Annotated in this window: 25 protein-coding genes; 12 read left to right on the forward strand and 13 right to left on the reverse strand. The window is 45.5% G+C overall.

The features are described 5' to 3' along the window. The first annotated feature begins 91 nt into the window (after positions 1 to 91). From QMF28_RS03325 to QMF28_RS03335, 3 genes are all read left to right on the forward strand, one after another. Positions 92 to 868, forward strand: a complete 777-nt coding sequence (locus QMF28_RS03325) for a 3-hydroxybutyrate dehydrogenase (protein WP_068321670.1) — start codon at positions 92 to 94, stop codon at positions 866 to 868. Positions 869 to 1,053: 185 nt separating this feature from the next. Continuing rightward, on the forward strand, positions 1,054 to 1,635 hold the full coding sequence (sodB, locus tag QMF28_RS03330) for a superoxide dismutase [Fe] (RefSeq protein ID WP_068321667.1): 582 nt from the start codon (positions 1,054 to 1,056) through the stop codon (positions 1,633 to 1,635). Positions 1,636 to 1,658: 23 nt separating this feature from the next. Beyond that, complete coding sequence (locus QMF28_RS03335; RefSeq protein ID WP_281743250.1) at positions 1,659 to 2,252, forward strand: urate hydroxylase PuuD; 594 nt, start codon at positions 1,659 to 1,661, stop codon at positions 2,250 to 2,252. A 65-nt stretch (positions 2,253 to 2,317) separates the two neighbouring features. Here QMF28_RS03335 and QMF28_RS03340 read toward each other — a convergent pair whose 3' ends face one another. Further along, positions 2,318 to 3,487, reverse strand: a complete 1,170-nt coding sequence (locus QMF28_RS03340) for an NAD(P)/FAD-dependent oxidoreductase (protein ID WP_281743251.1) — start codon at positions 3,485 to 3,487, stop codon at positions 2,318 to 2,320. Between the two features lie 56 nt (positions 3,488 to 3,543). Next, positions 3,544 to 3,711, reverse strand: coding sequence for a rubredoxin (locus QMF28_RS03345; protein ID WP_068321654.1), 168 nt, complete (start codon positions 3,709 to 3,711; stop codon positions 3,544 to 3,546). A 237-nt stretch (positions 3,712 to 3,948) separates the two neighbouring features. Here QMF28_RS03345 and QMF28_RS03350 point away from each other — a divergent pair, with 237 nt between their 5' ends. Both QMF28_RS03350 and QMF28_RS03355 read left to right on the forward strand, forming a co-directional pair. Continuing rightward, positions 3,949 to 4,854 carry a hydrogen peroxide-inducible genes activator gene (locus QMF28_RS03350; protein WP_068321651.1) on the forward strand — a complete coding sequence of 302 codons (906 nt, stop codon included), beginning with the start codon at positions 3,949 to 3,951 and terminating at the stop codon, positions 4,852 to 4,854. Between the two features lie 83 nt (positions 4,855 to 4,937). Further along, on the forward strand, positions 4,938 to 6,038 hold the full coding sequence (locus QMF28_RS03355; protein ID WP_281743252.1) for an alkene reductase: 1,101 nt from the start codon (positions 4,938 to 4,940) through the stop codon (positions 6,036 to 6,038). A gap of 56 nt (positions 6,039 to 6,094) precedes the next feature. Here the strand turns inward: QMF28_RS03355 and QMF28_RS03360 are convergent, their stop codons facing one another. The 5 genes from QMF28_RS03360 to QMF28_RS03380 all read right to left on the reverse strand — a co-directional run bounded on the left by QMF28_RS03360 (position 6,095) and on the right by QMF28_RS03380 (position 9,090). After that, on the reverse strand, positions 6,095 to 6,271 hold the full coding sequence (locus QMF28_RS03360; RefSeq protein WP_161484699.1) for a hypothetical protein: 177 nt from the start codon (positions 6,269 to 6,271) through the stop codon (positions 6,095 to 6,097). A gap of 23 nt (positions 6,272 to 6,294) precedes the next feature. Then, entirely contained in the window at positions 6,295 to 6,861 is a 567-nt protein-coding gene (locus QMF28_RS03365) for a cytochrome b (protein WP_281743253.1), read from the reverse strand. 67 nt (positions 6,862 to 6,928) lie between these two features. After that, complete coding sequence (locus QMF28_RS03370) at positions 6,929 to 7,120, reverse strand: hypothetical protein (RefSeq protein WP_068321643.1); 192 nt, start codon at positions 7,118 to 7,120, stop codon at positions 6,929 to 6,931. A 23-nt stretch (positions 7,121 to 7,143) separates the two neighbouring features. Further along, a complete protein-coding gene (locus tag QMF28_RS03375; protein ID WP_486644327.1) occupies positions 7,144 to 7,944 on the reverse strand; it encodes a bestrophin-like domain in 801 nt (266 codons plus the stop codon). Then, a complete protein-coding gene (locus tag QMF28_RS03380) occupies positions 7,945 to 9,090 on the reverse strand; it encodes an alpha-hydroxy acid oxidase (RefSeq protein WP_216187633.1) in 1,146 nt (381 codons plus the stop codon). It abuts the gene before it with no gap. 148 nt (positions 9,091 to 9,238) lie between these two features. Here QMF28_RS03380 and QMF28_RS03385 point away from each other — a divergent pair, with 148 nt between their 5' ends. Both QMF28_RS03385 and QMF28_RS03390 read left to right on the forward strand, forming a co-directional pair. After that, positions 9,239 to 10,141, forward strand: coding sequence for a DMT family transporter (locus QMF28_RS03385; protein WP_281743254.1), 903 nt, complete (start codon positions 9,239 to 9,241; stop codon positions 10,139 to 10,141). Between the two features lie 116 nt (positions 10,142 to 10,257). Further along, a complete protein-coding gene (locus QMF28_RS03390) occupies positions 10,258 to 11,406 on the forward strand; it encodes an aminotransferase class V-fold PLP-dependent enzyme (RefSeq protein ID WP_281743255.1) in 1,149 nt (382 codons plus the stop codon). Positions 11,407 to 11,497: 91 nt separating this feature from the next. Here QMF28_RS03390 and QMF28_RS03395 read toward each other — a convergent pair whose 3' ends face one another. Next, on the reverse strand, positions 11,498 to 12,127 hold the full coding sequence (locus tag QMF28_RS03395) for an FABP family protein (protein ID WP_281743257.1): 630 nt from the start codon (positions 12,125 to 12,127) through the stop codon (positions 11,498 to 11,500). A gap of 81 nt (positions 12,128 to 12,208) precedes the next feature. Here QMF28_RS03395 and QMF28_RS03400 point away from each other — a divergent pair, with 81 nt between their 5' ends. Continuing rightward, a complete protein-coding gene (locus tag QMF28_RS03400; protein WP_281743258.1) occupies positions 12,209 to 12,487 on the forward strand; it encodes a protein tyrosine phosphatase in 279 nt (92 codons plus the stop codon). 11 nt (positions 12,488 to 12,498) lie between these two features. Here the strand turns inward: QMF28_RS03400 and QMF28_RS03405 are convergent, their stop codons facing one another. Together QMF28_RS03405 and QMF28_RS03410 are read right to left on the reverse strand one after the other, a co-directional pair. After that, positions 12,499 to 13,476 carry a DMT family transporter gene (locus QMF28_RS03405; protein WP_281743259.1) on the reverse strand — a complete coding sequence of 326 codons (978 nt, stop codon included), beginning with the start codon at positions 13,474 to 13,476 and terminating at the stop codon, positions 12,499 to 12,501. A 6-nt stretch (positions 13,477 to 13,482) separates the two neighbouring features. Beyond that, the gene (locus QMF28_RS03410) at positions 13,483 to 14,367 is read right to left on the reverse strand and encodes an NAD(P)H-hydrate dehydratase (RefSeq protein WP_281743260.1); all 885 of its coding nucleotides are present in this window, start codon (positions 14,365 to 14,367) and stop codon (positions 13,483 to 13,485) included. A gap of 64 nt (positions 14,368 to 14,431) precedes the next feature. Between QMF28_RS03410 and QMF28_RS03415 the strand changes: the two genes are divergently transcribed. Continuing rightward, positions 14,432 to 15,847 (forward strand): MBL fold metallo-hydrolase RNA specificity domain-containing protein, encoded by a 1,416-nt coding sequence (locus tag QMF28_RS03415; RefSeq protein ID WP_281743262.1) that lies wholly within the window; start codon positions 14,432 to 14,434, stop codon positions 15,845 to 15,847. A gap of 12 nt (positions 15,848 to 15,859) precedes the next feature. Here the strand turns inward: QMF28_RS03415 and QMF28_RS03420 are convergent, their stop codons facing one another. Continuing rightward, positions 15,860 to 16,597 (reverse strand): ABC transporter substrate-binding protein, encoded by a 738-nt coding sequence (locus QMF28_RS03420; RefSeq protein ID WP_281743263.1) that lies wholly within the window; start codon positions 16,595 to 16,597, stop codon positions 15,860 to 15,862. Positions 16,598 to 16,659: 62 nt separating this feature from the next. After that, positions 16,660 to 16,860: a hypothetical protein gene (locus QMF28_RS03425; RefSeq protein WP_068320974.1), complete on the reverse strand. Its 201-nt coding sequence runs from the start codon at positions 16,858 to 16,860 to the stop codon at positions 16,660 to 16,662. Positions 16,861 to 17,026: 166 nt separating this feature from the next. On the opposite strand from QMF28_RS03425, the gene QMF28_RS03430 reads away from it, so the two are divergent. From QMF28_RS03430 to QMF28_RS03440, 3 genes are read left to right on the forward strand one after another with little or no spacing between them, the layout of a single operon-like run. Continuing rightward, the gene (locus QMF28_RS03430; RefSeq protein ID WP_281743264.1) at positions 17,027 to 17,884 is read left to right on the forward strand and encodes an LOG family protein; all 858 of its coding nucleotides are present in this window, start codon (positions 17,027 to 17,029) and stop codon (positions 17,882 to 17,884) included. 23 nt (positions 17,885 to 17,907) lie between these two features. After that, positions 17,908 to 18,420 carry a hypothetical protein gene (locus tag QMF28_RS03435; RefSeq protein ID WP_216214348.1) on the forward strand — a complete coding sequence of 171 codons (513 nt, stop codon included), beginning with the start codon at positions 17,908 to 17,910 and terminating at the stop codon, positions 18,418 to 18,420. A gap of 3 nt (positions 18,421 to 18,423) precedes the next feature. Further along, the gene (locus tag QMF28_RS03440; RefSeq protein WP_281743265.1) at positions 18,424 to 19,641 is read left to right on the forward strand and encodes a BaiN/RdsA family NAD(P)/FAD-dependent oxidoreductase; all 1,218 of its coding nucleotides are present in this window, start codon (positions 18,424 to 18,426) and stop codon (positions 19,639 to 19,641) included. Between the two features lie 19 nt (positions 19,642 to 19,660). On the opposite strand, the gene QMF28_RS03445 is transcribed toward QMF28_RS03440, so the two are convergent. Continuing rightward, entirely contained in the window at positions 19,661 to 20,422 is a 762-nt protein-coding gene (locus QMF28_RS03445) for a TerC family protein (protein WP_281743266.1), read from the reverse strand. Positions 20,423 to 20,438 lie beyond the last annotated feature (16 nt).

A 20,438-nucleotide genomic window follows, 5' to 3' on the forward strand; every position in this document is an offset into this window, starting at 1 on the left:
AATGTCTACTGGGGTGGTCCAGCTCATCCTGTAACATCAAGTTTTTGGGCAAATTGAATGGCCCTTTAGTTAACTTGATACGGTAAAACAAATGTCCACATTAAAAGGTAAAACTGCCCTAGTTACTGGCTCTACCAGCGGTATTGGCTTGGGAATGGCTATTGCATTAGCAAAGCAAGGCGTCAACATTATGGTTAATGGTTTTGGTGAGAAAGATGAAGCCATTGCCAAAATCAAGGCATGCGGAGTAGAGGTTGATTATCACGGCGCTGATATGAGCAAGCCCGCTGAAATTGAGGATCTCATCAAGCAGACAGAAAAGCGTTTTGGCTCGCTAGATATTTTGGTTAATAACGCCGGCATTCAATACACTGCAAATATCGAAGAGTTTCCGACTGATAAGTGGGATGCCATCATCGCTATTAATTTGAGCTCTGCATTTCATACGACGCATCATGCATTACCTGGAATGAAAAAGCGTAATTGGGGCCGCATTATTAATATTGCATCTGTACATGGTTTGGTGGCCTCCACTCAGAAGGCTGCTTACGTTGCCGCAAAGCACGGCATTATTGGTCTTACTAAGGTTACTGCCCTAGAAAATGCCCGCACTGGTATTACCTGCAATGCAATTTGTCCAGGCTGGGTTTTGACCCCGCTAGTGCAGAAACAAGTGGATGCGCGCGCAGAGCGTGAAGGTATTTCTAATGAAGCTGCGAAAACTGCTTTGGTATCTGAAAAGCAGCCATCTGGTGAGTTTGTTACTCCAGAGCAATTGGCTGCCTTGGCAGTGTTTCTGTGCGGGCCTGACGCTTCTGAGGTGCGTGGAGTGGCTTGGAATATGGATGGTGGTTGGACGGCTCAATAAGCTGTAGAGCCCCTAGTCTTATCGGATGCCGGCGAGCCAATTGCCGGCATTTCTTTTTTAACCGGGACTTAAGTTATCGGGGTTCACAGAATTTGTTTGCCCCTCAAACAAAAAAGCCAGAATAGTCTATAGTTATCCAAAAATAACCTATATTTTTGCTCTTAATGTAATTAAAAGGAATACAAATGGAACATACTTTACCTCAGTTGCCTTACGCACTTGATGCTTTAGCACCTTATATTTCTAAGGAAACTTTGGAGTTTCACTACGGTAAGCATCATCAGACGTATGTCACAAATTTGAATAACTTAATTAAAGGTACTGAGTTTGAGAACTCTACCCTTGAAGAGATTGTTAAAAAGTCATCGGGTGGTATTTTTAATAATGCAGCCCAAGTTTGGAATCACACCTTTTATTGGTTTGGCATGAAGCCAAATGGCGGTGGAGCTCCTACTGGTGCATTGGCCGATGCCATTAATGCTAAATGGGGATCGTTTGATAAATTCAAAGAAGAATTCACCAAATGCGCAGTAGGAACTTTCGGATCTGGTTGGGCCTGGTTGGTTAAGAAGGCGGATGGTAGTCTTGATTTAGTTTCTACTAGCAATGCGGCAACACCGCTTACTACAGATGCTAAAGCTCTGCTTACATGTGACGTTTGGGAGCATGCCTACTATATCGATACTCGCAATGCGCGTCCAAAGTATCTGGAAAACTTTTGGAATCTGGTGAATTGGGATTTTGCTAGCCAGAATTTCGCTAAGTAATATTTCAATCTCTGGAAAATATCATGACTTCTATCTTAACTTCGCTGGGACGTACTGTTCTTGCAGGCTTTATTCTTCTAGTGCTAATCATCTTTGCTTTGGGTGGAAACTTTAGCTCTGCCGAGCTCCCGTTTGTATTCCGCTGGTTGCATGTGATGTTTGGTGTGATGTGGATTGGTTTGCTCTGGTATTTCAACTTTGTGCAAATTCCTTCTATGCCAAAGATTCCAGATGAGCAAAAACCAGCGATTGGCAAAGTGATTGCTCCAACTGCATTGTTTTGGTTCCGTTACGCAGCTTTGTTTACTGTAGTAACTGGTTTGATCGTTGCGGGCTTGAGTGGCTACTTGCATCAAGCTTTCACATTGCAAGCACCGTTTCGCGCAATTGGTTTAGGTATGTGGATTGCTTTAGTCATGGCCTTTAACGTTTGGTTCATTATTTGGCCAAATCAGAAGCGTGCCCTTGGTATCGTTGCTGTCGAAGCTGATGTGAAAGCAAAGTCTGCTCGTGTTGCGATGCTGACATCCCGTTTAAACACAATCTTATCTATCCCGATGTTGTTCTTGATGGTTGCTCAATCACACAACACAACTTGGTTCGTGATTGTTTCTTAATCACCGCTAGCTACATAAAGAAAAGGCCCGCAATGCGGGCCTTTTTGTTTAGGTATCGGCGTTGCTTAGGCCAGCATGGCTGGTAGTTCTTTGGTGAGGGCGCCACGTTGTGCTGTGGCTGTACCCATTAGCGCAAAGCCCAACAACTTACCGTCAGCAGATTCAAAGCGGGCTTCTAGACCGCCTTCTACTGGGGTGGCAGTCCACTTACCTTCTGCACCCTTTGCTGGTGGGGAAACTATGGTGGGCAAAGCAGGGGTCTTCACCATCACAGGCATTGCAGGGTAGGTGAGTGCTGTGGCTTGACCCAATAAGGTCGGTGCCAATGCTCTTGCTGCTTGCATGATGGGCATCACGTATGGCAAAACCAAACCATCTACCTCGGCACAATCTCCTATGGCAAAGATATTTTTGATATTGGTTTCAAGTTCGCGATTGACCTGAATGCCAGTGCCAACATTTATGCCAGTTGCTTTAGCTAATTCAATTCTCGGTTTTAAACCTACGGCAGACAAAAATACATCGCAATTTATCGTGCTGCCATTTTTCAAGGTTACCTGTAGGCTGTCTCCTTTATGGTCAATGGCATTGACTGTTGTATCCAGATGCCAACGTACTCCGGCTGCACTTAACTTTCCTTGCAACTCAAGTGCAGCTGCTTCTGGCAACAGGCGGCCCAAGGCCTGTGGAGCTAAATCAATAACATCTACCTCATATCCACCCAGCACAAGATCATTGGCAAATTCACAACCAATCAGGCCTGCACCCAGAATGGCAACTTTCTTTTTGCCTTCGATAGCAGTGCGAAAACGGGCATAGTCCTCAAGATCATTAACAGTGATGACTTCGTTGGCAGCGCTACCCTGTAATGGCAAACGAATTTGATCGGCGCCTAATGCCATAACCAGTTTCCCATAAGGAAGATCACCCTTACTGGTTTTGATTGTTTGAGTGCCAGCGTTAATCTCGCTAACATTACATTCACTTAAGATCGTCATCTCCAATTGCGTTGTCATACCATCGGCCGCAGTAGAGACAAGCTGCATTGCTTCTTTCTTGCTGGCAAGTGCTGTAGAGAGCATTGGCTTTGAGTAAAAATAACCAGGCTCTCTTGTTATTAAGGTGATGGGCGCTGCTTTATCCAGTTTACGAATTTCTCGTGCAACAGTGTAGCCAGCCAATCCGCTGCCAATGATGACAATCGCGGAATCGGATTGAGGGGTAGTTTGATTCAAAGCTGGGCTCTCCAAAGTGACGAAAAATAAATAGGGTTAATTGTGACGAATGGGTGTTAGCTTACTTGAACCATCTCAAAGTCGGCTTTTGCAACACCGCAATCAGGACATTCCCAGTCTTCCGGTACATCGGCCCAGAGTGTTCCTGCTGGAATACCATCCTCAGGAATTCCTTTTGCTTCATCATAAATATAGCCGCATACGATACATTGGTAAGTTTTCATATTGATTCCCAGGTGAGTTGTTGATTTTAGATTTAATTCTTATTTATTTCTGAGTCACACTAAGAATGCGGCGGTACTTTTTGCAGGGCCAGTGAATGAAGCTTAAGGCTGCCTTCTATGCGAACCAGTGAAAATCCATTCAAGCGCTCTCGGTGCAGGATATGCCAAATTTATTAATCATCTGAATTAATCAATATAATATAAATAATCTAATAATTAGATAACAAGAGGATATATATGGCTTATTTACCTTCTTTAAGGCAATTGGGTTACTTCGTCGCCTTGGCTAAAGAGCTCAATTTCACCAGAGCTGCGCAAGCTTGCTTTGTCGGGCAGTCGACATTAAGCGCGGGATTGAAGGAGCTGGAAGAAGCGCTAGGTATCCATTTGGTGGAGCGTGATCGCCAAAATGTTTCGATCACCCCGATTGGGTTAGAGGTGCTCGAGCGTGCCAAACTGATTTTGGCTGCTTCTGAAGATTTGGTGGAGTATGCGGGTGCAACAGGTAAGCCAATGACCGCAACAATTCGTTTGGGGGTTATACCAACTATCGCTCCATTCCTATTGCCTGTGGTTTTGCCGGAAGTCCGCGCGCGATTTCCGGATCTCAAAATTACTCTTAGGGAAGATCTCACAGCAAATCTACTTTCAAGACTTGCAGAGCACAAGTTAGACTTTGCTTTGATTGCATTGCCATATGACGTCAGTGGACTACTTGTGCAAGAATTATTTGATGATCACTTTTGGTTGGTTGCTAAAGAGGGTGATCCTGCTCTAAAAGGTAAAGAGGTAACCTTGCCGGCCAAGATGGCTGAGCGACTCTTATTGTTAGAGGAGGGGCATTGCTTGCGAGAGCATAGTTTGCAAGCTTGCAGGAGAACCGACATCCGCAAAGCTGAAGGCTTGGAGGCAACGAGTTTGCTAACCCTATTGCAAATGGTCGAGTCAGGCCTTGGGATCGCCTTGCTTCCTGGCATGGCAGTCAAGAGCAGTTTATTGAATAACTCTCAATTAGTGGCGAAAGAGTTGGCATCACCTACGCCTAAGAGAGTGATTGCTTTGGTTGCGCGATCATCGACGGCACATACCCAAGAATTTAATGCGCTAGCTAATTGCATTCGCGAACAATTTGGTCGCACCTAATTAAGCTTGTTCATTGCTCAGCAGAAATTACCAATCCTTGTTACAGTCCATCATCTAATTTATTACTACAAAAAAGGCAGCAAATGACAGGCAAAGAAATCATGTTCACACCGGTTAGTCTCGGTTCAATTCAATTAAAAAACCGTCTAGTCATGGCGCCGCTTACTAGAATGCGTGCGGTTGCAGGTGATGTGCCAAACCCATTAGCAAAGACGTATTACGCACAGCGTGCCAGCGCTGGATTAATTATTACTGAGGCAACTCAAATTTCTCCATTGGGCAAAGGCTATCCTGCTACACCCGGAATTTATTCAGCAGAACAGACTGCAGCATGGAAAGAGATCGTTGAGGCTGTTCACGCGAAGGGCGGATCAATCGTTGCGCAGTTATGGCATGTCGGTCGTATCTCCCATTCTTCTTTACATCCAGAGCAGGGTGCACCTGAGGCGCCCTCAGCTATTGCTGCATCAGGTCAAACGTATGGTGCGGATTGGAAGCTGCATGACTATGAAGTACCAACCGCAATGAGTGTGGAAGATATCGCTCGTTTACTCAAAGAGTTTGAGGCAGCGGCTCAAAATGCTAAGACCGCAGGCTTTGATGGTATTGAAATTCATTCTGCTAATGGCTACCTGCTTGATCAGTTCTTGCAAGATAAAACCAATCAACGCACCGATGAATATGGTGGCTCTATTGAGAACCGCCTGCGTTTATTGGGTGAGGTCATCGAGGCAGTTTGCAAGGTATTCTCAAGCGATAAGGTGGGAGTGCGCCTTTCGCCTTACGGCACTTTTAACGATATGGGAGATAGTGATCCAGTTGCCTTGTTTACGGCTGCGATTGCAAAGCTCAACACTTATAACTTGTCCTATGTGCATATGATTGAGCCGCGCTCAACCAGCGCAGGAGGCGGCGACCAAGTGAATGAAGATGCGCCCATCACGTCTGAAATGTTCCGCGCCGCTTATAAAGGAAAATTTATCACCGCTGGTGGGTATGACCAAGCTATGGGTGAGAAGGTTCTAGAGGATGGCTTGGCCGATGCAGTGGCTTATGGCCGTATATATATTGCTAATCCAGATTTGGCAGAAAGATTCCAGAAAGGCGCGGCTTTAAATTCATATAACCGCGCTACATTTTATGGTGGTGGTGAAGCCGGCTACACTGATTACCCAACTCTTTAATACAAGCCCCAGACTTTGGGGTGCATCTCAGTAATCCCACCCCCACACAGGTGGGATTATTTTTTGTCTTCAGGATCTTTTAGAAGATCGTAGTGATTGGCTACAAGCAATAAGGCAATGGACGCGCAGCCCATCGCAAAGAATTGCCACTGGTGCAACATAGCGGTTCCAATGACGGTCATTAAGATTGTCCAGCCGACAGCCATCTTGGCTTTTTTAGAGAGTGGCTTCATTTAATAATTACTCCAGCTTTAGTTTAGGCATTCACTTTATTCAACATGCGACGAAGTGTATCGTCTTTGATGACGTAATGTTGCCATAGTCCAGCGATCGCATGTATGCCAATCAATATATATAGTGAATTTCCTAAAAATTCATGAATCCCTTCAACCACTTTTTTCATCTCAGGATTTGGGGTAACAAATTGAGGCCATACCAGTCCAAAGAAGTGAATTTCTTTGCCGCCATACTGAAAATACAGAATGCCGAAGATAGGGGATATCAAGAGAAGTGCATAGAGCAGCCAATGCATTGCCTTAGCCAGTGAAATAATTACTGGTTTTGGGTTTGTGGGTTGAGGTACGCCATAAATTAAACGGATCATCAAGCGAGCAGCCATTGCTAAAAAAATGAGCTGTCCAATAACGCCATGGACTGATTTACATAAATCGCGATACTCGCTCCCTTTAGGAAACTGGCCTTTAAGTTCAATGACAATAAAGGCAGCCACCACAAGGATGAAAACAAACCAATGAAAGAATATGGAGGCTGGATGGTATTTGGTGCGAGTCATGGGGTTGCCGTTATTAGGTTGATTCATCATAAATGATAATGAATCTCATTAACATTAGCAATACCAGGGGTAATTTACCCGAAAAAACCTTAAAAACTCAGTTATTGAGGCGTACTCTGGCGCTGAGTTCGTTGACTGTGCCGCGTTTATCTAGCTGGGAAAGTCTAAGGGCTTCTACTTCAAAGTCTAGCTGTCCAGGGTGAAAGTCCTCGTCATTCCGAAGATGAATGACGTAGGTCCAGACCAGCTCGCGGCCACGGTTTTTAAAAACATCCACTACACGTTTCATCTGGACCGCCTTTATGGTGAAGCTTATTTAATGCCGACTGATGGCTGGGCTTTTTCCATCTGCTGCGTTAGATTATTTTTAAGTGCTACTAAATTTCTGGCTTCAATTCGAATGACACCGCTTCTTGGACTATCAATGTCAGCAATCAAAAAGAATGACACTGAAACGACAAAGGGGAAGATCATGAAGAGGGCTGTATTCTTCTGAAAATTACGCGCACCAAATCCCACCAATAGATTTGCGCAAAGCGCTATGGCAGCCATTAGTGTCCAGGCGGTATAGGGTATGCGATTCCACCAAGCGGCCTGAACATAACCTTGGGCATTTAAGACATCGTTCATACCGGAGGTGACTAGTGCAATAGAGGGGGTATCTTGTGTGCGAGCAACAGGAAGAATTTCGTTCCAGAGAGCCATTTGCAGCTGATCTGTTTTGCTACGAATTTCCTGAATCTTTTCTGGACTCTGTTTGGAGTAAAACAGAATGCGTTGATCTATGTATTGGATCAATAGATCTTTAGTTGCGGCTGAAGCCTTTGGGGGAAGAAGATCTGCCCGCAAGTACTCAGTTCCAATGGCATTTGCTTCGCCCTCCTCAAAAATTTCCCGCTGGTCATGGCGATCGATAGCCATTGAGAAGGTAAATCCAATGATGAGCGCCAGCAAAGTTAATGTGGCCGTCTGAATGATGCCTAGATCTTCAGAAGTTTCGGTGTCTTTGGTGCGATAGCGACTAAGTGCTGCATGCCCAAACCATACGGCGAAAGCGAATGCTACAAGCGATACGCCAAAGACAGCAAGAGGGTAGTTGAGAAGGTGAAAAATTTAAAAGGTTCCTGGATACAAAATATCTTTAGTCACATTCTGAATATCGCGATGACCTGTAAATGCCATGGTGATGTCCAGTTCATTGTGAATGATCTCTAGGCACTTGGTAACGCCAGCCTCGCCCATTGCGCCCAAACCATACAAGAATGGGCGACCGATCATTGTCCCGCGTGCACCCAAGGCCCAAGCTTTCAGAACATCTTGACCAGAGCGTATGCCGCCGTCCATCCATACTTCAATATCTTTGCCAACGGCATCTACAATTCCAGGCAATGCCTTAATGCTAGAAATTGCGCCATCAAGTTGACGTCCGCCATGATTTGAAACAATTAATGCATCCGCTCCGGAGTTTGCTGCTAAGCGTGCATCATCTTCATCAAGGATGCCTTTGATGATAAGTTTTCCGCCCCAGAGTTTTTTAATCCACTCAACATCGCCCCAATTAAGGCCTGGATCAAACTGCTCCGCAGTCCAGGAAGAGAGTGAAGACATGTTGCCAACGCCGGTGGCATGACCAACAATGTTACGGAATGTTCTACGCGGCGTCATTGCCATTCCCATGCACCAGCGTGGCTTAGTCGCCATATTGATCATATTGGCAATGGTGAGTTTAGGTGGAGCTGAGAGACCATTCTTTAAGTCTTTGTGGCGTTGACCTAAGATTTGTAAATCTAAAGTAAGAACAAGAGCAGAGCATTTTGCTGCCTTAGCACGCTCAATGAGACGCTCAATAAAACCACGATCCTTCATAACATAGAGCTGAAACCAGAATGGCTTGGTAGTGCGCTCAGCCACATCCTCAATTGAACAGATACTCATCGTTGAAAGGCAAAATGGCACTCCGAACTTTTCAGCAGCCTTAGCCGCCAAAATTTCACCATCGGCATGCTGCATTCCAGTGAGGCCAGTAGGTGCGAGTGCAACCGGCATGGCAACTTCTTGACCAACCATGGTTGTCTTAGTCGTGCGGTTGGTCATATTGACCGCTACACGTTGGCGCAACTTAATTTTTTGGAAATCAGACTCATTGGCGCGATATGTGGACTCGGTCCATGATCCAGAGTCCGCATAGTCATAGAACATCTTGGGGGTGCGTTTTTTGTGGAGGACCCGCAAGTCTTCTATATTGGTAATAATTGCCACAATAAATCCTTCTATTTGATGCTATTTTGTTAGAGCAAAAGCTTAATTTAAGCTCTATCTTAGCAATACCGGAGGATTTGTTTCTACAATGTTAGGGTATCCCTTGTTTGGGGACGCTAAATAACCGTTCCCCCTCATAAACCTCCCTATGCCCCAGCTTAATTTCGCAACTATTACCTACTTATTATTGGCTACCGCCTTATGGGCAGGCAATGCCATTGCTGGCCGAGTATTGGTGGGGAGCATTTCTCCAATTACCCTAAGCGCAGTTCGTTGGGGGTTGGCCGCTTTGCTTCTGCTTCCATTGGGTTGGCGTGTCTTCATGCCTGGAAGTGCTCTATGGCAAAACAAAAAACGTTTTTTACTCTTAGGTTTGTTTGGGGTGGGGAGCTATAACGTACTTCTGTATCTGGCTCTGCAAACTTCTACGGCAATCAATGTCACCTTAATTGGCGCCAGCATGCCGATCTGGATGTTGTTTATTGGCGCAGTGTTTTATCAAGTAAAGCCGAGCGTCCTGCAAATGATTGGCGCGGTAGTGAGCTTACTTGGCGTCGGTATTGTATTAACGCGCGGTGATTTAGCAGCGCTGTTGTCTATGGAAATGGTGATCGGTGATCTTTTAATTATGCTGGCGACTATCTTGTGGGCTTTTTATAGCTGGATGCTTAGTCGCCCTGGATCGAGTTCTGAGCGCCAGTGGCCATGGGCTGAGTTTTTAATGGCACAAGTGACTGTTGGTCTTTTATGGACAGGATTTTTTGATGGTTTTGAAATTGCCGCCGGTCATGCTTACATCGAGTTAAATTGTTGGACGGCATCGTTAATTTTGTTTGTTGCTATTGGCCCATCTCTCATTGCTTATCGTTGCTGGGGTTTGGGCGTCAATGGAGCTGGACCTACGGTTGCTGCTTTTTTTGCGAATTTCATTCCCTTATTTACGGCGCTATTGTCGGCCGCCATGCTGGGTGAGCCACCGCAACTATTCCATGGCCTTGCCTTTGCTTTAATCGTTGCCGGAATCGCTATTTCTTCCAAAACTGGAAAGTAGCCGAAGGAAAACGGGCAAAAAAGGCCTTTTAAATGGGGTTTTGCCCCCAAGCCCCCAAAAAAAGACTTAAATCAGTATCATTTAGGGCTAATCATTGAAATCCCTAGGAAACTACTATGCCAGGCTTACTTCCCAACGTTGATCCAGACGGTTTATTGGAGTTCTCGGTTGTGTATACCGACCGCTCATTAAATCACATGTCTGAAGAATTTAAGCGCGTGATGGTTGATATTTCAAGCGTCCTGAAAGATGCTTATAACGCTAGTTCAGCAGTGATCGTTCCTGGCAGCGGCACTTTTGGTATGGAGGCGGTTGCTCGTCAGTTTGCTAATAATGAAAAATGTTTAGTTTTGCGCAATGGTTGGTTTAGCTACCGTTGGACACAAATCTTTGATTTGGCGAATATCACCAAGGATGTCACCGTGATTAAAGGTCGCCAGTTAGAAGATTCCGCGCAAGGCGTTTTTGCTCCAGCTCCTATTGAGGAAGTGGTGGCATATATCAAGAAAGAAAAGCCAGCGGTAGTGTTTGCGCCGCACGTAGAAACTTCAGCGGGCATCATTCTTCCAGATGATTACCTCAAAGCAGTAGGCGAGGCTGTGCGCTCGGTAAATGGCCTATTTGTATTGGACTGCATTGCCTCTGGTGCAATGTGGGTGGACATGAAAGCTTGTAATGTGGATGTGCTGATTACTGCACCCCAAAAAGGTTGGAGTAGCTCACCATGTTGCGCGCTGATCGCCCTAGGTGATCGTGCACGTGAGCGTATTGATGCTACACAAAGCAGCAGCTTTTCGATGGATTTGAAAAAGTGGCTGCAGATCATGGAGGCCTATGAAAAGGGTGGTCATGTTTATCACACCACTATGGCAACAGATGCTTTAAAGGTTTTGCGTAATGTGATGAAGGAAACTCAATCACTCGGTTTTGCGGCGCTTAAAGACAAACAAGTAGAGTTGGGTACAAAAGTACGCAACCTATTGGTTTCTAAAGGTTATGACTCCGTAGCAGCTAAAGGCTTCCAGGCTCCTGGCGTAGTGGTTAGCTATACCAAGGACCCGGACATCCAGTCTGGCAAGAAGTTTATTGCCCTCGGTTTACAGACTGCAGCAGGCGTTCCTTTGCAGTGTGATGAGCGTCCAGACTTCCGCACTTTCCGTATCGGATTATTTGGTTTGGAAAAACTGGCTCATGTTGATCGCACTGTTGGTCATCTTGAGGCAGCACTAGAAAAAATTACCGAGACTGAAGCGCAGCCTGCGTAAAGACTTCGGTAGTTAAGTAATATCAATAAAGGCCATCACATGATGGCCTTTATTACATATACCGAAATCAAATTCAGATTCATCTAACAAATCATCTGGCTAGAGGATTAGGCGTTGCCTCTCCAATCTTGTGTAGCGTATTGTTATCTACGTGGTGGAATAGCTCTTCCTGATCTTTGATTTTCATGACTGTGTCTTGCTCATAAGACCAAGTGCCATCATCATGAATCGAAACCTGAATACGAAACTCGACCGTTTTAAACGCATAATCTAGGAAGGGGTTCGATGAGATGCCCGCACATCGATCATCTTCTTTGGCGAGTAACTCAAATTGCTTGGCATTGGATGCTGCTTTACCAGTTGCCATCGTGATCATGCCTCGCGGTATCGAGAGGGTATGAATGATGTTGCCAGTCGCTGGCTCCCATAGCCAATAACCCACCTGATCATGATAGGTTTTTACTTGGTCGGGCTTGGTGATGTGAGTGTGATATCTCAAGCCATAAAATAATTGAGGGCCATTAGTTTGGGGATCAATAGGTTGTAGTTCAATGCGCTCTACATAGGCTTGCTTCTTCGGCCCCTCGGCTTTGGGCTTCACATCTAAGCCACGAATGCCTTCCCAGATGCCTGCCATGCCAGTCAAAGGTCCCAGCTGTTCTAGGGTATTTACTGAATAGCCTTGTGGTTCAGTAAAGATGTCGCTCGGAAAATCACTCATGTCCAGCCTTATAAAAATGAAGCATTAATCTCAATTTTTTGAGTATTATTAAATTATCCACAAACTTTCTCGGAGAATTACATGATTTCTCGTATTGCGCGCTTGAGCCTAGCTAGTCTGATTTCTGCTGCTATCGGTATTGCCCCAACCTCTGTGATGGCTGCCGATCCAGCGCCGGCGTCTGCCCCAGCTGCCGCACCTGTTGCTGCACCAGCTCCCGCACCGACTGCTGCCCCAAGCGAGAAATCTGCTGAAAAGAAAGCTAAGAAAAAAGCCAAGAAAGAAAAGAAGGCTGAGAAAAAGTCTAAAAAGAAATCTAAGAAGAAATCTAAACCAGCTGCCGACGCAGCAGCTCAGTAAATCCACTTCCCCTAATTGAGGGGTTCTGTACTATCTAAGTCATCAGATTTTTTTGGATCTGGTGACTTTTTTGTTGGTGCATCATTGCGCACTAACAGCCACATAGCTGCAATCACTAAAGTCATTCCGCTAATTTGCGTCCAAGTGATTGGCTCAGCCAGAATTAAATATCCCATAAAAATAGTAGATACAGGGCCGAGTATTCCCGCTTGCGCCACCAATGGTGATCCGATGCGATTGATGGCAATCATGATGAGTAGCATTGGAATGACTGTGCAGAGGCTCGCATTCAGTAGGCTATACCAATAAATCTGTGGGAGTTGCTCGAATATGGCAGTCGGATTATGAATGGTTGATTGCAATATGCTTAAGATGGCTGAGGCTGAGCTGGCATAGACAACAAGGCGAACGCTTCCAATACGCTTGACCATCTCTCCTGCGCCAATCATGTAAGCCGCGTAAGAGCAGGCACTACCAAACACTAAAAACATTCCTAGCCAGGCGCTTAGTCCTGAAGAGCTAGCATCCTGTATGAATACGACAAATACACCAATGTAACCAACGATCAGCGAATACCACTGCAGCTTGGAAATTGGTTTTTTTAATACAAAGTAAGAGATGAGTAGAACAATCGTTGGCGTCAGATAGAGGACGATGCGCTCCAAACCAACAGAGATGTATTGAAGGCCCAAGAAATCAATATAGCTTGATAGGAAGTAGCCCAAGAACCCTAAGAAAAATAACTTGCCACGATCAAGCCAGGTAATTGGGCTCATTTTCTTACGACGAGATTCCCACCAGAAGATCCCCCAAAACAATGGAAGAGCCATGAGCATGCGTAAAGCTAAAAGCGTTTCTGCATTTGCGCCATAACCAAAAGCGAGCTTTACCAAAATCGCCTTGCCTGAGAAAAGCATCGAGCCAATCCCGGCCATCAAGATGCCATAAAGGTAACGTCGGTGATGATGTGCTGCGCTTACTGAATGCATAAAGACTTATAACAGTTTATTTAGTAAGGACCGCATTTCTAAAATGGTCTCTGAGGGAGTGAGGCCAATAGGACCAACCCCTTTGGTCACCAAGCTATCTGCTGCGCCAGCGTGAAGTTCAACTGCAATCCCGGTTGCCTGCCATAAATTGATTTGATGCCGTACGCCCTGACCGGCGATAGCAGCAATACTTCCTGTCAGAACGTCGCCCATACCTCCGGTTCCCATGCCGGGATTGCCTGCCAGGCATTGCACTGGAGGATGTTCTGGAGAGGCAATTAGTGTATGTTGTCCTTTGAGTACGACGATCGATTGCGTTAATTCAACAAGTTGTTGGATGGATTTCATGCGATCTGACTGCACTTTTTCGGTTGTGGACTGTAAGAGTTTTGCCGCTTCCCCGGGGTGTGGTGTAAGAACGGTAGAGCCAGGAAATTGTTGATTACGAGTCTGAAGTTGCTTAAGTAACTCATGAGATTCACTGATGAGATTGAGAGCATCGGCATCAATTACTAATGGAATACTTGGGCACGCCAGTGCTGCATGCAAGCAGCATGCTGCCAACTCCGATTTTCCGAGACCTGGGCCAATAGCAATAACATCAGGTTTGGCAGTAGTAAGGCTTTGCTGAATATTCAATGCAGCAAGACGAATCATGAGTTCGGGTTGACTTGCATCTGCACGTGCTGATGCTGGGTCTAGCATTTCTAGAATAGTCCAGCCTGCGCCTAGATGTAGGCAGGCATTGCCCGCCAAAATCAGTGCACCGGCCATGCCGGGTGCGCCGCCAATTAAAACAACTTTACCGGCATTGCCTTTATGTTCAGCAGGCTCACGCTTGAGAAACTTAATCAGTTTCAGTGTATCGAGTGTGGCTGGTATAGGGTTCATTGGAATAGTATCGCTCTGATTGCAAAGCTCTTGAGCTAATTATAGGAAAGAGTATGCTGATAACATGAAGATTCAATTTCTTGGTGCGGCGGGTGAGGTAACGGGCTCACGCCATTCGGTTGAAGTTATGCTTTCTGGGAAGCCGAGGCGTTTCATAATTGACTACGGCATGTTCCAGGGTGGCCGCGAGGCAACCAATAAGAACCTTGAGCCTTTGCCATTCGCACCTAAAGACCTCGACTTTGTTGTACTCACACATGCGCATATTGACCATAGTGGTTTGCTACCTCGATTGTGCGCGCAAGGCTTTTCCGGGCCGATCTACTGCACTAACGCTACCTTTGAGTTGTTAAAAATTCTTTTGTTGGATAGCGCTCATTTACAGCGTGCCGATGTGGAGCGGGCGGAGAGAAAGAAAAAAGCGGGTAAGTGGCATGGGGAAATGCCGGTTGCACTATATTCAAGGGAAGAAGTTGAGATGACGCTGACCCAGTTTGAGCCTTTGGAGTATGGGCAGTCAATGGAAATAGTGCCAGGTGTACAACTGGAGTTCCGTAATGCTGGGCACATATTAGGTTCGGCTATAGCAGTCATGGATATCACTGAAGATGGGCGCGAGAAAAAACGTTGTGTGTTTTCAGGTGATATTGGTATGAAGGGTAAAGTCCTCATGCCTGATCCTGATTTAATTCGGAAGGCGGATGTTGTTGTGGTTGAGTCAACTTATGGAGATCGACTCCATCGTAGCCTCCAAGATACAGAAGATGAGTTGGTTGAGGTTATTGCCTCCACAATGACTGCGCATGGCAATGTAGTGATGCCAGCTTTTGCGGTCGGACGAACTCAAGAAATACTCTTTTTGTTAATTGACCTGGTGAGAAGAGGGCGCCTACCCCATTTAAGTATCTGGGTGGACTCGCCCATGGCTACTGCTGCAACTCATCTAACACAACATTTTTTTGCGCAATTAGATGGTCAGTCGCAAACGACCTTTGAGTGGTACAAAAATAATCCAGATGCAGTAGATCTTCGCTTTATTGCCGATGTAGAAGAATCCAAAGCGTTGAATAAGCTTAAGGGCGGTGCCATTATTATTTCTGCTAGTGGCATGTGTGATGCTGGCCGCATTGTTCATCACTTGGCTAGTAATTTGCCGCGCTCGCAAAACGCAATTGTGATTACTGGCTTTCAGGCATACGGCAGCCTTGGTAGGCGCTTAGTAGATAGGGTGCAGAAAGTACGCTTATTTGGTGAGGAGGTCCCGGTCAAGGCCTCAATTCATACAATCGGCGGTTTATCGGCTCATGCCGATCAGGCAGGGTTGCTAGATTGGTTGAGGGGATTTGAAATGGCGCCGAGCACTGTCTTCGTAGTGCATGGAGAGCCAGAGTCTTCTTCGGTACTGGCCGAATGCATTAGGGATGAGTTGCATTGGAGTAATGTCATCATCCCTGAGCGTTTACATACCTATCAGTGCTAGATAGGTATCAATTTAGTCAGCTACTTTAGCGCCTTGAATGTTGTGACGCTTCATGGCATCAGCAATGAAGCCAGATTGTTTTAGCTCGTTGATGACATTACTTAAATAGGCGGTCGTACCTTCATATTGATTGCGAGCTTTCGGAATGCCAATTGCCTGATTGATCACCATAAAGCGTCCGGGCAGCATGCGCAAACCCTCGTAGCGTTTTGCATCACTCTCCAGTTGCTGTTTTACCCCTGCCGCGACATTGCCCTGACCTGACATGAAGTCATCCACGACAGCTTGTGAGCTGGCAGCACGGAGTAGGGTGGCATTTTTGATCTCACGGGACAGGTAGAGGTCATAGGCACTGCCTTTACCAACCACGATTTCATTGCCGATAGCATCCACCTCTTCATTGTTATTGATGGTTGAATCGGCTTTGACCATGTATGCGCCTTCAATCTGAATGTAGGCCGGGGTATAGCTAATATCGGCACCACGCACCGGATCAATTGCTACAAATACCAAATCGATTTCTCCAGTCTTGACTGCATCCACAGTAGCGCCAGCAGTTTTAAAGGGCGTGAGTTGCACCGGTAGAGAAATTCTCTTGCCAATCTCATTAGCAATATCAATCGTTACGCCATAAAGACGTTTTGTATTGGGCTCCTCATTTGCAAGAATTGGGTTTCCCAGATTGATGCCAACACGCAAAGTTGCAGTTGGGGCAAAGGAAGAGAGGGTGGAAGAGTCGATGGTTTTCATGGCTATAAATGTAGATATAAAAAAACCGCGGCGGACCGCGGTTTTATATGCTGAGGAAAGAATTACTTCTTAGCGTCAGCTGCAGGAGCTGCTGGGGCTGCTGCAGGAGCGGCAGGCGCATCTTTCTTTGCATCTTCCATGTGCGCGGCTTCAGCACCATGCTTTTCACCGCCCATATCAATGTCGCCGTCGCCTTTGATTAGTAAATAGGCGGTGGCACCAATTAAGACTAGTACCATAATGATAATTGCACGGTTGCTCATTGCTTTTCCTTCGATTGGATTGAAATTAGCTCAATATTAACTCGGGATGGGCTCTGGGTAAATCCCAATAATCCCTAGAGGCCCCCCTATCCTTGGTTGAACTAGGTATTAACACTTATTTTGGACGCGAGTTAAGATGGTCCAAATTACCCCAAAAGGTTGCCATATGAGTCCAAAGCTGCCCATTCATAACTCACAAACGATCACTGAGTTTTTAAATCTTCATCAAAGTCAAATTTCAGAGGAGGACTCGCAAGACTCTTATAAATTCGCATTTGATGATGAAGCATTTCTGGCTCGAAGAGAGACTATGGGGATACGTTTCCAATTGGAGTTACTAAAGCCCGAAGTGCTTCTTAAAGAACAGGGCATTGATCATACGATTACCGTTTTTGGTTCAACGCGTTTTGTGTGTGAGGCAGAAGCAATAGCCCTCAAAGAAAAGGCCAAGACTTCAGACGAGATAGCAGCTGCTAATAAAACGTTATTACATAGTCAATATTACGAATCTGCTCGTCAGTTTGGCGCTCTAGTTGCTTCTTACAACTCAACACAGAAAAAAGACTCTAACAAGCTGCATATTTGTACAGGCGGCGGCCCTGGCATTATGGAGGCCGCTAACCGTGGTGCTTTTGAATCTGGCGACAAAACCATTGGTTTTAATATTAGCCTTCCTAGAGAGCAGCATCCAAATGAGTACATCAGTCCCGGATTAAGTTTTCGCTTTCATTACTTTGCGCTGCGCAAGATGCACTTCATGTTAAGGGCAAGGGCAATCGTCGCCTATCCAGGAGGCTTTGGTTCATTTGACGAGCTATTTGAAGTCTTGACCCTCATTCAAACTAAGAAGGTTGTCCCTATACCAGTCATATTGGTGGGCAAAAGCTATTGGAATGAAATGCTGAACTTTAAGGGGATGGTAGAGTTTGGCGTGATTGATCAAGTAGATATGGAGAGTATTCATTTTTGCGAAACGGCAGAAGAGGCTTGGCAGGTGATTCGAGACTGGTATCAGCTGGGCTAACAGGGCGCCTGTAAAATCCCCATATGAATCCTTCGCAAGCCAATCTCGCTACATCTCTTGATCTTCCCGGCTATCTTCTGGGCGGGGCTATGCTTTTATTAGTCATGGTGTTTCATGGCGTAATGTTGCTCCAGATTGCTAAGCGCTATGAGGTAAAAACATTTTTGTATTTGGCTGAGAAAAAATACTCTTCTGTAGCGCTGTGTTTTTATATCAGCGTATTCCTATTATTTCTAACGCACATTGCCGAAATACTCATCTGGGGTATTGCGTTATACGCATTCAAATTGCTGCCAGCATTAGGTCAAAGCATTTTATTTAGCGGTAGCACTTATACCGCGATGGGCTTTATGGAGGACATTCTTCCGGATGGCTGGAAAATGTTGGCAGTCATCATCGCTTTTTCTGGAATGTTTTCTTTTGCATGGACTGCATCGGTCATGATCTCGATGACTAAAAACTTCCGTCAGGCCTATACCAAGCTTCATATGAGAAAACTGAAGATCTCATCTGACATCATCGATCGTTTTGAGTGATCTATGAGTAAAACTTGGGATGCCATCGTTATTGGTGGTGGTGCTGCGGGTCTATTTTGTGCGGGCGTTGCAGGTCAATTAGGGAAGAGGGTGCTGGTATTGGATCACGCAGAAGTATTGGGTGAAAAAATCCGTATTAGTGGAGGCGGCCGTTGCAACTTCACTAATCTGCACAGCAGTCCAGCCAATTTCTTATCCCTCAATCAACATTTTGTTAAGAGTGCGCTTGCAAGGTATCCATCCTCGGAATTCATCAAGCTAGTTTCCGCTTATAAAATCGGCTATCACGAGAAACATCAAGGCCAGTTGTTCTGCGATGACTCTGCCAAGCAAATTATTGAGATGTTGTTTGCTGAGTGTGCCAAGGGCAAAGTCACTATTCGTCATCCCGTAACAGTTCAATCCATAGCACAGGATGGTGATCAGTGGGCTGTGCATACTAATATGGGTGTTGAAAAGACAAAGTCTGTGGTGATGGCTACAGGTGGTTTGCCTGTTCCTGCTATTGGAGCTACTGCCTATTCTTTGGATATTGCAAAACAGTTTGGGTTAAAAGTAGTCGACCCAAGACCTGCTCTAGTACCGCTTTCATTTACTGCGGATAATTTTGGGAATCTCAACGAATTGGCTGGTTTAAGTGTTCCCGTCAGAATAGCTTCAGGATCCAAAGGACATCGTTATGGTGCCTGTAGATTCAATGAGGACCTGCTTCTTACTCACAAAGGCTTATCAGGCCCAGCAGTTCTTCAGGCAAGCAGCTATTGGGAGGAGGGTGAGCCGATTCATATTGATTGGTTGGGGGCAATTGAACGTCCCGGTGGATTTAACTGTGACGAACTTTTTAATAATGAAGAGAATCGCTTAAAGCTTACTGAAACTATTCTGGCCTCTGTTTTGCCGCAGCGCTTAGCTAAAGTATTTGCCGATCAAAAAGGTTTAACGGCTCGTAAGTGGGCTGAAGTTTCTAAAAAAGATCGTCAAGCCCTCAAAGAACTCATCACAAACTGGTCGGTCAAGCCGGCGGGTACTCTGGGATGGAAAAAGGCTGAGGTAATGTTGGGTGGCGTAGACACTAAAGATTTGGATGGGCAGACCATGATGTCCCGTAATCACCCGAGATTATTCTTTATTGGTGAATGCGTTGATGTCACTGGCCATTTAGGCGGCCATAACTTCCAGTGGGCGTGGGCGAGTGGATACGCTTGCGCACAAGCCCTCTAAAAAGAAAAGTAATCGAAGATTACTTCAACCTTTTCTTCTTTTCACGCGAGCGGATATTTAAAAGCTCCACGGATAGTGAAAATGCCATGGCAACATAAACGTATCCCTTGGGTATATGAACGCCCATACCTTCTGCGATTAGAACTACGCCAACCACTGTTAGAAAAGATAGGGCTAAAACCTTTATGGATGGATGGCGATGAACAAAGTCCCCAATCGGCTTTGCTGCAACCAGCATGATCACTACAGAAAATAATACCGCTGCAATCATCACGCTAATTTGATCGACCATGCCTACTGCAGTAATGACGCTATCTAGAGAAAAGATAATGTCCAACAGGCCAATTTGTAATACTGATCCGATAAACAAGGAGAGTAGAGTCTTGGCCTTCTTTTTTTCGCCAGATTCGCTATGCCCATCACCATGATCGCCTGCCTCAACTTCAACATAAATTTCTTTTGAGGCTTTCCAGATTAAAAAGAAGCCACCTAGTAAGAGGATGAGATCTCTGCCGCTAATAGATTTGCCAGCGATATCAAAAAGTGGTGCAGTCAGGCCCATCACCCAAGAAAGACTCAGCAATAAGAGGATGCGAGTTACTAATGCAAAGATCAGACCAAATTGACGAACCTTTTCTCGAATTTCGATTGGGAGTCTATTTGCGATGACGCTAATAAAAATGATGTTATCAATGCCAAGAATGATTTCAAGGGCGGAGAGTGTTAAAAAAGCAATCCATGCGTTAGGATCACTAATGAGTTGCATGAAGCTTTCAATCATTTTTATTCTTTTCTAA

This window comes from Polynucleobacter yangtzensis, from assembly GCF_027924165.1.
GTDB lineage: Bacteria > Pseudomonadota > Gammaproteobacteria > Burkholderiales > Burkholderiaceae > Polynucleobacter > Polynucleobacter yangtzensis.